The sequence below is a fragment of the Polaribacter gangjinensis genome, assembly GCF_038024125.1.
Taxonomy (GTDB): domain Bacteria; phylum Bacteroidota; class Bacteroidia; order Flavobacteriales; family Flavobacteriaceae; genus Polaribacter; species Polaribacter gangjinensis.
In genome coordinates this window covers 1,275,216-1,289,506 of record NZ_CP150662.1, presented here as the reverse complement: position 1 = coordinate 1,289,506, position 14,291 = coordinate 1,275,216, and the positions used below count along the sequence as shown (strand labels likewise).

Genomic DNA, 14,291 nt, shown 5'->3' with positions numbered 1-14,291 from the left:
AATGAATTCAGTTAAGAGAATTTTTCAACATAAAAGTCAGCAAATTTTATCCATTTACTTCACAGCAGGATTTCCAAAATTAGCAGATACAACTACAATTATTAAAGAATTAGAAAAATCGGGAGTTGATTTTATTGAAGTTGGTTTGCCATATTCTGATCCTTTAGCAGATGGTCCAACTATTCAAAAAAGTAGTCATGAAGCATTGCAAAATGGTATCAATTTAGATATTGTTTTTGAACAATTGATGTCTATCAAAAACACGAATAAAACACCACTAGTTTTGATGGGTTATCTAAATCAAATGCTAAAATATGGTGAACATAAATTTTGTCAAAAAATAGTTGAATGTGGAATTGATACGGTTATTTTGCCAGATTTACCAATGGTTGAATTTGAAAATCACTATAAAGAATTGTTTGATGCTTATGGCATAACAAACGTATTTTTAATTACACCACAAACTACTGAAGAACGTATCAAAAAAATTGATGATTACACCAAAAGCTTTATTTATATGGTAGCTTCAAGTTCAATTACAGGTGCAAAAGGCGAAATTTCTAAACAGCAAATTGATTATTTCGAGCGGATTAAACAAATGAATTTAAAAAGTAATTTGGTAATTGGTTTCGGAATTTCTGACAATAAAACATATTCAAAAGCTTGTGAGTATGCCAATGGTGCAATCATTGGTTCAGCATTTATTAATTTTTTAGAACAAAATAGCGTTGCTAAAATTGATGAATTTGTATTGTCTATTAAAAAATAAATAATTATTTTAAAGTGTTTGAACAATAATTACTCCATTTGCGCCCCTTGAGCCATAAGCTGAGGTTTCAGTTCCTTTTAATACTTTAATATATTTAATGTCAGTAGTTACTATATTACTAAATGCATCTTGCTCTATAGGGTTTCCATTTAATATTAACAAAGGATTTCTACTGCCATTAATAGAATTATAACCTCTAATAATAATTCTGTTTTCAGAATCTATATTAACACCTGGTACTTTACCTCTTAGGTAATCGTAAATATTTCTGTATTGTATTGGATTGTCATTTTTGTAATTAGTATTTTCAGATAATAGATTAAAATCCTTGTTTTCAGTTAAAACTAATTCAAGGTTAGTTTCTCCTTTATATTTTATTTTTTTTATTCCAATACTTGGAAAAAATGCGGCTATTTCATCTGGAGCAATCTTAGAAGATATTTTAAAATTTCCATTTTCATTTGTTGTTCTATTTTGCTTTTTGTTATTAATTAAAATAATTGCCCCAGGAATAGGTTTGTTGTTGAAATCTTTTACGGTTATTGTTAATTTGATGTCTTCGTCTTTTTCTTGAGAGAAAGTTATTGCTGATAATAAAATCAGAGCAAATAGAAATGTTTTTTTAAGGATGTTCATGATTGAGAAAATTTATATTTTTAAAAATTGATATTAATTTACACTAGGTAAAAATACTGCATTATGATTTTTTTTAAATACAAATTTTGTTAATTTTTAAAAAAACTACAAATAAAGTCAGATTTTAAAGCGTATTTTAAATTTTAATAGACTTTTTCTCCATGTAAAAAAGTTGATTTAACATTAGTTTTTGGAATTTCTTTTCCTTCAACTTTCATGATATCTTGACTTAAAATCACGAAATCTGCAAATTTCCCCACTTCAATACTGCCTTTTTCATGTTCTTCAAAATTGGAATAGGCTGCCCAAATTGTCATTCCCTTCAGTGTTTCTTCTCTTGATAATGCATTTTCCATTTGAAATCCTTTTTCAGGATAATTTGCTTTGTCTTTTCTAATAGTTGCTGCATAAAATGTTAAAAACGGATTAACTTCTTCTACTGGAAAATCAGTTCCTAAGGCTATTTTGCCGTAAACGTTTAATAAATCTTTAAAAGCATAAGCTCCTTTCATGCGTTCTTTTCCAATTCTGTCTTGTGCCCAATACATATCAGAAGTTGCGTGTGTAGGTTGCACAGAAGGTAAAATATTATCAAAATTTTTGAAATCCTCTGGAGAGATTATTTGTGCATGCTCAATTCGCCAACGACTATTTTTTTTGTTTTTCAACACTTCTTTATACGTTTTTAATAGCCAAGTGTTTGCTGAATCTCCAATTGCATGTGTATTCATTTGAAATTCTGAAGCAGCAATTTGTCTTGCAATTTCACGATATCTTTCAGGGGCATAAATTAATGCACCAAAATGATTTTCTCTATCTGAATACGATTTGCGCATTGCAGCGCCTCTTGAGCCTAAAGCGCCATCACCATACACTTTAAATGAGCGAACATTTAATTTATCAGTTTTGTAAATTCCTTTGTTGATGTAGTAGTCAATTTGTGCTTGATTATCTCCTGAAATCATGGCATAAATCCGCATTTTTAAATCATTAGTTTGATGTAAACTATCTATCAATTCAATCGTATTTTTGTCAATTCCTGCATCATCAACTGTTGTTAAACCGTAAGAAAAACAAATTTTTTGTGCATCAAGCAAACCTTGAATAGCTTCTAGTTTTGATGGCTCAGGAATTTTGATAAAATCCATAGCAGCATCAATTAAAACTCCTGTCATTTTTCCATCTTTTACGATGATTTCACCACCCGAAACTTTGGTGTTTTCATCAATTCCTGCTAAATCAATGGCAGCTTGATTTACCAAAAGTGCATGACCATCAACTCTTCTAATTGCTACAGGAATTTTTGGAAACAACGCATCTAGTTTGTCTTTTGTTGGAAATTCTTTTACCTCCCAATCATTTTGGTCCCAACCACGACCTGTAATAAAAGTGGCATTTTTTTCTTTTTGAAAAGCAACTAATTTTTCTAATACTTCATCATAACTTTTGGTACCTTCTAAACTTACTTTTTGTTGTTGTAAACCCATTCTATAAAAATGGCAGTGAGCATCAATCAAACCAGGAACTATGGTTTGATTTTGAGCATCAATTAAATTATCAGATTGATATTTTTTCTGAATTTCTTCATTGGAACCTACAGCAACAAATTTTCCGTTTTTCACAGCAAATGCTGCTACAACATCAAATGAATCGTTAACAGTATAAGTATTAGAATTGATGACAATTAAATCTACTTTTTCTTTTTGACAAGCGATAAAAAGAAACAAAAAAGCAATAATTAAACTTAATTTTTTCATGATAATTTATGAGTTTATATACACAAAATAGATTCCGTATAAGAGTAAAAACTGCAAAGGAATTCTAGCAATTGCAACTTTTTTAGAACCAATTGCGGGTCTTTTTTTAGTAACATCCCAAATATGGATAGGCAAGAAAATTACCAATAAAATGATGATTCCAAGAGAAGCTAGTTTTATGGTATCTTGAAAAAACAAACCAAATCCAACACTAAATTCTAAAATTCCAACAACATAATTCACCAATTTTTTAGGTAAAAAATCAGGAATGAAATGTTTGAAAAAATTTGGTTTTACAATATGCATTATTCCTGCAAAACAGAAAAATCCACCATAAATAATTTTCAATACCAACATTGTAATTACCATACAATTAAGGCTTTACAGGAGTATTATTGTAAAGATATTTATCCATTAAATAAATGATTCCTGCCATTGAAGCACTTCCTAATTCTAGTTCACGTTTGTTAACTTTATCAAAAGTATCTCTGCTTGTGTGATGATAATCAAAATAGCGTTGAGAATCTGGTCTGTACCCAACTAAAGTAATATTTTCGTTTTTTAAGGGACTAATATCTGCTCCTGATCCTCCTTTTTCAATATCATGCAAACCATAGGGAGCTAAAAGTTTTTTCCAACTAATCAATAAATCTGTATTTGCTGTATTTGCATCAATTGAAAATCCTCTTGGAGTGTGGCCACCAGCATCTGATTCTAAACCTCCAATATGATTTTCTTTATTCAGTTTTGCCAATTCAGCATATTTTTTTGCACCTCTTGTGCCATTTTCTTCATTCATAAAAAAGACAACTCGCAACGTATTTTTTGGTTTGATGTTGTTCTTTTTGAACAAATAAGCCACTTCTAAAGATTGTACAATTCCTGTTCCATCATCATGAGCGCCTTCTCCTAAATCCCAAGAATCTAAATGACCACCAACTACAAAAATATTTTCAGGAGTTTTGCTTCCTTTAATTTCCCCAACAACATTGAATGATGGTGCGTCTGTCAAATTTTTACAACTTTGTTTGAAGTAGAATTGTAAGGTTGGATTTTGTTTCAAATCGGCACTCAGTATTTCAGCTGCTTGACTACTAATTGCAGCTGCAGGAATGTATTTTTCTTCTGGTAAATCAACATAACTCATGGTTCCTGTGTGTGGAAAATCGTCAATAGAATTGGTCATTGAACGAACAATTACGCCTTTTGCACCAAATTCTCCACAAACTGCTGCGCCTTGAACACGTTGATCAACACAACCTCCATAAGCTTTAAAAGTATGTATTTGTGTGTTGTCAAAAGCTCTATTGAAAAAGACAATTTTTCCTTGCATTTTAGTTCCTAAAGCTCTAGCTTCATCTAAACTTTTTACTTCTATGACTTCTGCAGAAATACCTTCAGATGGTGTTGCAATAGAAAAACCGAGCGCACAAATTGCTACATTTTTTTGTTTACCATTGATGGTGTAATTTGCAATTTCTTTTTCACCACGAATCCAATGTGGCACCATAACAGGTTGCAACCAAACAGAATCTAAACCTACTTCTTTCATTAATTTTTCACCCCATTCAACTGCTTTTTGAGCTTGAGTAGAACCAGACAATCTTCCTCCAATATTTTGAGTTAAATCGCGCAACCATTCGTACGATTTTCCTTCGATTAAAGCGCTGTCAAATAGTTGTTTGATGTTTGTAGAATCCTTTATTTCTTCTACTGATAATGCATCAGAAATAATTGCTTTTTCTTGCTTTTGTGCACATGAAAAAAACAAAAAAGAAGTAAAAATTAAAAGTGTGATTGCTCTCATTTGTGAATTGTAAATTTAGTTGCTAAAACTACAAAAAATAAAATGAAGAGTAATCTACCAATTTTTAAAAATCAAATTTATAAGTAACACCAGCTAAAAGCTGAAATCCTTGAACTTCAAAATTTGAAAATCGTTGGTAATTCGAATTTAACATATTATTCATTTTTAAAAACACCGTAAATTTGTCATTAAGATGGTATCCTCCATTCAAATTCAAGTCTAAAAAAGATGGGATGGATTGAGTTGTGCTGGTTGTTGAAGGAAAAACATTGGTATAAAGAACGTCTTTTCGGTTTCCAACAAATAATAAAGTTGAGGTTGCATACCATTTTTCATTTTTATATTTAGCCATGAAATTTGCTTGAATTGCGGGTAAATTCCAAGCTTCGTTTTGATTGGTTGTTGTATAATTATCAAATTGAATATGCGTTTCAAAATTGAGTCTTTTGCTAAACTCGTAATTCAATTCTGCGAAAATCGAAGTTGTTTTTACATCATCATAAACTACTCCAAATGAATTTCCGTATTCATAACCTCTCAACACAATTCCGTTTGAAGAAGTAGTTGTACCATCGGATTTTGAATTATTTTTTATAAACAAAGGTTTGTCTTGTTCGTTTTTGAAACTTGCAGAAATTGTATAGCTAATAGAATTGTTTAAAACACCATTAAATCCAACAAAAGCATTGAATCTTTCAGCTGTTTGTGTAATAAACATTGTTGGTGAAACAAACGGATTATCATCAACAAAATCTTTGTACGTATTAGTTTTTAAATTTCCTGAAATTCCCCCAAAAAACTGTAAATTTTCTTTTAATAATGCTTTTTGAACTTTAACATCTGGATACACTAAAAAATTAGTTACACTATTTTCTGCATCAAATGAAGTAAATATTTTTGCTCCTAATTTTATAGTAAAATCTTTGTAGGTTGTGTTGTATTCAGGAGCAATTTTTATAGTAAAAATATTGTAATTCAACACATCTGTAATTGCATAATTTGAAGCAAATGAGCCATTTAAATACTCTAATTTGGTTCCTATTTTTACATTTTCTCTTAAAAATCTTGTTGGAATGTCTAAATCAGTATTCAAGCCAATTAGAATTTCTTCACTATTAAAATCATCATTAAAATAAGAGATTGACAAATTACTTTTATCTACATAGGCATCTAAAAAATCCATTTCTCCAGTAGCATTGAAAAAATTGTACTCTTGTCTTTCATTGATAAATCTTGTGGTAGCATTGTTAATGAAATTCTGGTCAATTCCATACCAATTGTAATGATTTCTTTCTGAGTTTATAGTTACTTTCCAGTCAAAATAGCGTTCATCTTGTTTGTAAAAAATACTCATTCCGAGGTTTGAAAAATCACTATTTAAAACCGTATTTTCAATATTGTCAAAAGAGGCATTGTACTTGGCTGATAACCCAAATTCACTCTGAAAACGAGTGTTTTTATGTAAAAAAGTTTCGAAATAGGGTGAAGTATAATTTCCAAAACCAGCTGCTAAAAAATTGTCGTAGATTCTTTCTTTAACACCAACATCAATACCTTTTATAACCCCACTTTTTGGAATAAATGTAGAGGCAACAGGCACTGAAAAAATGGTATATTTTAGTGGTTGTTTTTTTGTTTTTTCTAATAAATTAATGCTTGGATTTGTAGATATTTTATTAGCATCAGCTATTTTTGGATTGTAAGTTGTTACAACTTCAACCACTTCTGTTTTTACGGTGTCTTTTACTTTTTCAGTTGTTTTCTTTTGAGAAAAAACATTGAAAACGCTTATGAATGCAAGAATTAGAAAACCTTTTTTCATTAATTTTTAATTTGTGGATTGATAGAATTATTCGTTTTAGATTCTGCGTCTTTAATTTTTATAAGTTCTGTTTTTGCTTCTCTGACAACATCTTCAAATTGAGGAAAATTTTTAATTACATTTTCTAAAATAAAAGTTGCTTGGTAGGCATCTTTTAAACCATAATAATTTTTTCCCATGATTACATAACTTTTCACTCCCCAATATTTGTAAGATGCATATTCAGCAATCAATTTTTTTACAATTTCGTTTGATTTTCCAAACGCTTTTTCTTGATTTTGAAAAAATGCTTCGTGATATAAAATTTCTGCTTTTAATTCTCCAACTGCTTTATTTTCAATGGTTTTATAATATTCTTTAGCTGTTTCAAAATCATTTAATTTAAATGAAGATCTTGCGATAATAGATTTTGCGTCAAGCTCTAAAGTAGGAGAAATACTCTCTTTCGATAATACTTTCTTGGCAAAAGTCAAAGATTTTTCAAAAGCTTCTTTAGAAAAATAAGCTTTCATTAAATTACTTTGCGCAAAAGCTGCATTTTCTGTAGCATATGCTTCTTGTTCTAAACGTTCTAATAATGGAATTGCAACATCATAATTTTCTTTTGATAGTTGAATTTCAGACAATTTTGCTAAGGCATCTTCACTAAAATTTGATTGTCCTGCTTTGATTACTTTCTCAAAATATGGAATGGCATTGTCAAACTCTTTTTCTTTAAAATAGGTGCTTGCCAAATAGTAATTTGCCTTTAAATCATTGGCTCCATCAGGATAATTTTGCAAATATTTTGTCAAACTTAAAATGGTATTTTGATTATTTGTGTCGTCAAAATATTTTCTTTCAGCAATTGTAAAAGCTGATTTTTCAAGCTCAGATTCACTCACATTTACAAAACGCAATGTTTTTGTCCAAGCCACAAAATCATCCAATTTATCTTCATCTATATAAATGTTTTTGGCATTGTTTACAGCCTCTAAAGCATCAGGCGAATTCGGAAATTTTGTAGTCGTAAGCTTGAATTTTTCAAGTGCTTTCCCGTTTTCATTACCATTGTAATACAACAAACCTTGTCTCACCAAAGCTCTTGGAATGAAAACACTTTTTGGGTAGCTTTTTTGCAAACGATCATAAGCTTCATGGGCTTCTTTCGAATTTTTTAAAGTTGTAAACGTGTTTGCTAATTGAAATAAGGCATCATCTTTTAAATCAGAATTTTCAAAATTATTGACTACTTTTTTTAAAGCATCAATTTTTTGCAAATTTTCGCCTCTAAAACCATGACTCATCCCAATTTGGTATTGAGCATAATCAGCTCCAATTCCGGTTTCATTTACAACTAATTGATAAGATTTAATAGCATCACCAAAGTTGCTAATTGCAAAATAACTATCAGCCAAACGCAAAGTTGCATCTTGTTTGATGGTATTTTCTAATTCCTTTTTTTGAAGCACCATTTTAAAAGAACGAATGGCTTCTGCATATTTATTAAGCTTAAAATAACAGTATCCCAAATTATAATCAACTACTTGAAGTTCTGGAGTTTTGCTTGTTTTTTCTAAGGTTTGTGAAGATAAAAATTTGGTCAAAGCTTCTTCAAATTTATTCAATCTGAACAATGCTTCTGCTTCCCAATAATAGCCTTTTTGAAAAATTTCGGGCGCTAAAGATTTCTTACTGATTGTAAAATAAGGCAATGCTTCTGCGTATTTTTTATCTGTAAATAATTGAATTCCTCTGTATAAAGAAACCTCTAATGTGAGTGTTGTATTGTCTTCTGATTTTTTCTTTTTCAAATAATTCAAGGCGCCTTCATAATCTTGTTGATGTATAAATGAATACACAACTAATTGATTTATTTCTTTGTAAGAAGTTGAATTTGGATAATTTTTCAGGTAATTTTGAAGTACATCAGCCACATTTTCAAACGGATTTCCTTCTTCATAACTCAATTTAGCATAATTTAAAGCTGCATCTTCTTTGATTTTTTGATTAAAATCCATTTCGCTTGCTGTTTTAAAAGCATTTAATGCCTCATTTTTTTTCTTAGTATTTAAATAACATTCAGCCAAATGATAATAGGCATTTTGAGAAACAGCATTTTTTTGATCGATAATTTTATTGAAAAAAGCAATGGCATTTTCAAAGTCATTTTGTTTGTAATAGGCATAACCCAATTGATAAAAATCGGTATTATTCCATTTTCCTTTTGTCCCTTTATAGTTTTTTAAATAAGGAATTGCAGCTGCATAATTTCCTAAATTGAAGTAACTTTCACCCACAATTTTTGAAATATCAGAAGCATCATCTCTCTTTTTATCCTTTAATAATTCCTCACCAACTTTAATACATCTTTCAAATTTTCCTGATTTAAAACTGATATCCAATAAATAATATGAAATTTCTGCTTTGTAAGATTCATTGTCAGCAATTTCTTTCAGAGTAGATTCTGCAATGCCATAATCCTCTAATTTATAGGCAATAAATCCGTAATAATATCTTGCATCATTACCATATTTTCCATCATTTATCAAGGGTAAAAAAAGATTTTTGGCTGCTGATAAATCTCCAGAAACCAATAAACTATATCCTGATTTAAAATTGAGTTCTTTTCTGTTTTCTTCCGAAAGCACTTCTTTATTTACTTTTTGATACCATTTTAAGGCGTATGCAGGTTTTTTGTTGGCGAAATAATAATTGCCAACATTAAAAAAAGCTTGATTTTTCTTGGTGCTGTTTGGATATGTTGCCACAAAATCCAATATTTTTTGATCAGCTGAAGTTTGCTGCAATTTTAAGGCGCACATTGCCTCAAAATAGGCTGCATCTGCTTTTAAATTTGAGTTTTCTTGACTATTTCTTACTACTTTTTCAAAAGATTTTTGAGCAGCTGTATAAGCTTTATTCTGATACAATTGCAGCGCATTAGTAAAATCGGTTAAAATACTCGTTTCAATACTAGATTGCTGGGAAAACTGCAACCCAGTTACTAATAAAAATAGGAAGGTGAGCAAATGATTTTTTGAAAAGCATTTTTTCATATCAATGAATTTAGTTGTATGGATAACGAATAAATATTCGATTTGTTTGAATAAATGTAAAATTTTATAAAATTTTAATACTTCAAATGTAAGAATTGTTATGATTTATTGAGGTAAAATCAATAGAAACTTATAAGTTTGTAGTGTTAACTTTTTTTTATGGAAAATACTGTTTTGCATCTAGAAAATGCAAATATTTATCAAGGAGATTCACTCGTTTTGTCGAACGTAAATTTAACCATCAATAAAGGTGATTTTTTTTACATGATAGGAAAAACTGGAAGTGGAAAAAGCAGTTTGATGAAAACTTTATATGCAGATATTCCTTTACTGGATGGAAAAGGAACTGTTGTTGGTTTTGATTTGGAAAAATTAAAAGATAAAAATATTCCGTATTTAAGAAGAAAAATCGGCATCGTTTTTCAAGGTTTTAAACTACTAACAGATAGAACTGTTTTTGCCAATTTGGAGTTTGTTTTAAAAGCTACAGGTTGGAAAAATAAAGAAGACATCCATAAAAAAATCGATGAAGTTTTAGAAAAAGTAGGAATGCAATCAAAAGCATCCAAAAAAGCCTACGAACTCTCGGGAGGTGAACAGCAAAGAGTTGCCATTGCAAGAGCTTTATTGAATGATCCAGAGTTGATTTTGGCAGATGAACCAACAGGAAATTTAGACCCTAAAACATCTCTAGAGGTTATGGAATTATTGAATAAAATTCATCAAAGTGGTAAAACCATTTTAATGGCTACTCATGATTATCAATTGATTGTAAAATACAAACACAAAACGTTGAAAGTGGAAGCAGGAGAGGTGTTTGAGGTGGTGCAACAACTTGCAAACTAGCTTTAAAATCAATAACTTTTGAAAAAAAAACTCTTTGTTGCAGTTACAAATGATATCTCTACAGATTATCGAGTGCACAAAGTTTGTTCATATTTGCTCCAAAAAGGCTATCAAATTGAGGTTTATGGAAGAGTTTTACCCAATACTATTTTTGTAAAAAGAGATTACGAAATTGTCCGTAAAAAGCATTTTTTTAATCACAATTTTCTGTTTTATGCAGAGTTTAATATCCGCCTTTTTTTCTATTTACTTATTAAAAAGTACGATTGTATTTTAGCAAATGATTTGGATACGTTGCCAGCTTGTTTTTTTATTAGTAAGTTTAAAAAAACGCCATTAGTCTTTGATAGTCACGAATTATTTTCAGAAGGTCCTGAATTGCAAGGAAGAAAATTTGTACAAAGTTTTTGGCGAAAATTAGAAGATTTTTTTCTTCCAAGAATCAAAAAATCCTATACAGTTAGTCAATCAATTGCGGATTTTTACCATAAAAAATATCAAAATAATATGGGAGTAATCAGAAATATTCCATTAAAAAATCAAGCATATATTTCTGAAGAAGTTTCTTTTCCAACACTACAAAGAACTATTTTATATCAAGGAGTTTTAAATCCAGGTAGAGGTATAAAACCGATGATTGAAGCCTTACAATACTTAGAAAATTTAGATTTGATTATCATTGGTTATGGCAAAGTTGAAGCCGAATTGAAACAATTTGTAAAGGATAAAAAAATGGAAAATCGAGTTTTTTTCTTGGGTAGAATTTCGAGAGAAAAATTACTAAATTACACTCAAAAAGCAACTTTAGGAATGGTTTTAGAAGAGCCTTTAGGATTGAGTTTTCAATATTCATTACCCAATAAATTGTTTGATTATATTCATGCTCAAATTCCAATTATTGCTGGAAATTTGATAGAAATTTCAAGCATTATAAATGAATATAAAGTTGGAGTTATTGTAGAAAATTATACTCCAAAAGCAATTGCAACTGCGATACAAGATTTATTGAATGATGAAAATAAAATGTTAGCAATTAAACAAAACCAGCTAAAGGCATCTGAGGTTTTGTGTTGGGAAAAAGAACAGCAAAAATTAGATATTTATTTTAACTAGCATACTTATCGAACCAAAAATTTCCATAATAATTCCTGTTTTAAACAATCTTTCTGGATTGCAAAAAAGTATTAAAAGTATTCAAATACAGACATTTACAGATTTTGAAGTTTGGATTATTGACGGAAAATCCTCCCAAGAAACACAGCATTATTTACAAAATTTAAAACCTCCATTTCATTTTTTATCCGAAAATGATACAGGAATTTATGATGCTATGAACAAAGGAATTTCACTTTCTAAGGGTGAATGGATTTATTTTTTAGGTGCTGGAGACTGCTTTGAAAATGCGCAAATTTTAAAGGAAGTTTCAACTTTTTTTTCATCAGATATTAAAATCGTTTTCGGAAATGTTCGTTATAAAAATCAGCAATTCAAATCTTCATTTTCAAGATTACTTTGGATAAAAAATTCGATGCATCATCAAGGAATATTTTATCAAAAATTAGTATTTGAAAAACATCGATTTACAACAAAATATAAAATTTTAAGTGATTACGAATTGAATTTAAAATTGCTTATTGACAAAGTAACCTCAAAAAGAATACTAAAAACTATTGCTTTTTGTGAAGATTTTGGTGTTTCAAAAAAATACGATTGGTCATTATATGAAGAAGAAATCGCAATAAAATCAGATTTGACTACTGTTGCATTTTATCCTTTATTTTTAATTTTAGGGTTATTTAAGTTTTTATTTAAAAAAATATAACCCTGAAATACAATGTATTACAGGGTTAAAAGTGGAGACGCCGAGAATCGAACTCGGGTCCAAACAAGCAGCTAAAAAGCTTTCTACATACTTAGTTTTTGTTTGTTTTTTCGTTGAAAAGCTGGTCAAAAACAACCTACTTTTCACTTAGCTTTTTTGATTTTCGAAAACCCCTCAAAGCAAAAGATTTTCTATGTTTACTTTTACGATGCCCATAAATGAAACGCCGTAAACCAAGGCTTTTCGTGGACATAAAGCTTGCTCACCTTGTGAGCCGAGGCTAATCTTACTGTAAATTCAGATTAAGCAGCTAAAGCGTAGTTATCTTCGCCGTTTATAGGTTTGAAATAAGTTTTACAAGAATAATTTCATTCCTTGGTATGCTTACAATTTCACTGACCTTGCTGTCAAAACCAGTCGTCCCCAAATTGTCAAAGATTCTTTTAAGTTACTAAAAAGAGGATTGCAAAAGTATAAAAAAAACTCATTGCGATTCTCTTTAAAACCAATATCTTCGAAGAATATTTATAAAAAAATTAATACTTTTCTACTTTAAAATATTAAAATACTCAACATATGAAATTTGGCATTATCAGAGAACGTAAAAATCCACCAGATAAAAGAGTAGTGTTTTCACCTGAAAAATTACAAGAATTGATTGGAAAATATCCGTCAGCAAAATTTGTAGTTGAAACTTCTGATATTCGTGTTTTTTCTGATTTAGCCTACAAAAATGCTGGATTTGAAGTGGTTTCAGACGTGTCAGATTGTGATATTTTATTGGGTGTAAAAGAGGTTCCAGTTGATGCTTTAATTCCCAATAAAAAATATTTTTTCTTTAGTCATACCATCAAAAAACAACCTTATAATCGCAAATTATTACAAGCCATTTTAGCTAAAAATATTGAATTGTATGACCATGAAACAATTGTCAAAGAAAATGGTGCACGTTTAATAGGTTTTGGACGTTATGCAGGAATTGTAGGTGCTTATAATGGATTTAGAGCTATTGGTTTTAAATTGAATTTATTTCAGTTGCCAAAAGCAGCGACGTTGGAAAATCAACAAGCGTTAATTGCTGAATTACAGAAAATCAACATACCAAATCTTAAAATATTGTTGACAGGAAATGGTAAAGTCGCTTATGGAGCGAAAGAAATGTTGGATGCTATGCATATTAAACAAGTTTCTGTTGAAGAATATTTACATCAAAACTTTAGTGAACCTGTTTTTTGTTTTGTAGATGTGTTGGATTATAACAAACGAAAGGATGGAAAAATCTTTGACAATGCTGATTTTTACAATCATCCTGAAGCTTATCAAGCTAATTTTTTACGATTTGCCAAAGTAACCGACTTTTTTATTGCAGGACATTTTTATGGAAATGGAGCACCTGTATTTTTTACCAAAGAAGATGCTAAAAATCCTGAGTTCAAAATCCGTTTTATAGCTGATATTTCTTGTGATATCAATGGTCCAATTCCAACTACAATTCGTGCATCTACCATAGAGAATCCTTTTTATGGATATCATCCTGAAAAAGAAACTGAAGTTGATTTTCTTGATGAAAATGCGATTGTTGTGATGGCTGTTGATAATTTACCCTGTGAATTGCCTAAAGATGCTAGCGAAGGTTTTGGAGAAATGTTTCTTGAAAATGTCATTCCAGCTTTTTTTGATGGAGACAAAAACGGAATTTTAAGCCGTGCAAAAATCACTGAAAATGGAAAATTAACGGAACGATTTTCTTATCTACAGAATTATGTTGATAGTATGGAATAATTACGCAGTAAT

Annotated in this window: 11 protein-coding genes and 1 other RNA gene; 5 read left to right on the top strand and 7 right to left on the bottom strand. The window is 29.9% G+C overall.

The genetic code is table 11. The features are described 5' to 3' along the window. Position 1: 1 nt before the first annotated feature. The gene (trpA, locus tag WHA43_RS05780; protein WP_105046155.1) at positions 2 to 769 is read left to right on the top strand and encodes a tryptophan synthase subunit alpha; all 768 of its coding nucleotides are present in this window, start codon (positions 2 to 4) and stop codon (positions 767 to 769) included. A 9-nt stretch (positions 770 to 778) separates the two neighbouring features. On the opposite strand, the gene WHA43_RS05775 is transcribed toward trpA, so the two are convergent. From WHA43_RS05775 to WHA43_RS05750, 6 genes are all read right to left on the bottom strand, one after another. Continuing rightward, complete coding sequence (locus WHA43_RS05775; RefSeq protein ID WP_105046154.1) at positions 779 to 1,405, bottom strand: TonB-dependent receptor plug domain-containing protein; 627 nt, start codon at positions 1,403 to 1,405, stop codon at positions 779 to 781. A gap of 143 nt (positions 1,406 to 1,548) precedes the next feature. Then, positions 1,549 to 3,162: an amidohydrolase gene (locus WHA43_RS05770; protein ID WP_105046153.1), complete on the bottom strand. Its 1,614-nt coding sequence runs from the start codon at positions 3,160 to 3,162 to the stop codon at positions 1,549 to 1,551. A gap of 6 nt (positions 3,163 to 3,168) precedes the next feature. Then, positions 3,169 to 3,531, bottom strand: a complete 363-nt coding sequence (locus tag WHA43_RS05765) for a DoxX family protein (protein WP_105046152.1) — start codon at positions 3,529 to 3,531, stop codon at positions 3,169 to 3,171. A gap of 4 nt (positions 3,532 to 3,535) precedes the next feature. Next, the gene (locus WHA43_RS05760) at positions 3,536 to 4,969 is read right to left on the bottom strand and encodes a M20/M25/M40 family metallo-hydrolase (RefSeq protein WP_105046151.1); all 1,434 of its coding nucleotides are present in this window, start codon (positions 4,967 to 4,969) and stop codon (positions 3,536 to 3,538) included. Positions 4,970 to 5,033: 64 nt separating this feature from the next. Beyond that, positions 5,034 to 6,791, bottom strand: coding sequence for a TonB-dependent receptor (locus WHA43_RS05755; RefSeq protein ID WP_105046150.1), 1,758 nt, complete (start codon positions 6,789 to 6,791; stop codon positions 5,034 to 5,036). Next, positions 6,791 to 9,829 (bottom strand): tetratricopeptide repeat protein, encoded by a 3,039-nt coding sequence (locus WHA43_RS05750; protein ID WP_105046149.1) that lies wholly within the window; start codon positions 9,827 to 9,829, stop codon positions 6,791 to 6,793. The genes WHA43_RS05755 and WHA43_RS05750 overlap by 1 nt, the downstream gene beginning before the upstream one ends. Positions 9,830 to 9,988: 159 nt before the next feature. Between WHA43_RS05750 and WHA43_RS05745 the strand changes: the two genes are divergently transcribed. Genes WHA43_RS05745 through WHA43_RS05735 form a run of 3 tightly spaced genes read left to right on the top strand, consistent with a single transcriptional unit; the run spans position 9,989 to position 12,497 of the window. Then, the gene (locus WHA43_RS05745) at positions 9,989 to 10,675 is read left to right on the top strand and encodes a cell division ATP-binding protein FtsE (protein ID WP_226742843.1); all 687 of its coding nucleotides are present in this window, start codon (positions 9,989 to 9,991) and stop codon (positions 10,673 to 10,675) included. A gap of 18 nt (positions 10,676 to 10,693) precedes the next feature. After that, a complete protein-coding gene (locus WHA43_RS05740) occupies positions 10,694 to 11,788 on the top strand; it encodes a glycosyltransferase (protein WP_105046147.1) in 1,095 nt (364 codons plus the stop codon). Further along, entirely contained in the window at positions 11,772 to 12,497 is a 726-nt protein-coding gene (locus tag WHA43_RS05735; RefSeq protein WP_105046146.1) for a glycosyltransferase, read from the top strand. The genes WHA43_RS05740 and WHA43_RS05735 overlap by 17 nt, the downstream gene beginning before the upstream one ends. 29 nt (positions 12,498 to 12,526) lie before the next feature. On the opposite strand, the gene ssrA is transcribed toward WHA43_RS05735, so the two are convergent. After that, positions 12,527 to 12,922: a transfer-messenger RNA gene (gene ssrA, locus WHA43_RS05730) on the bottom strand. A 151-nt stretch (positions 12,923 to 13,073) separates the two neighbouring features. Here ssrA and WHA43_RS05725 point away from each other — a divergent pair. After that, positions 13,074 to 14,279 (top strand): NAD(P)-dependent oxidoreductase, encoded by a 1,206-nt coding sequence (locus WHA43_RS05725; RefSeq protein WP_105046145.1) that lies wholly within the window; start codon positions 13,074 to 13,076, stop codon positions 14,277 to 14,279. Positions 14,280 to 14,291 lie beyond the last annotated feature (12 nt).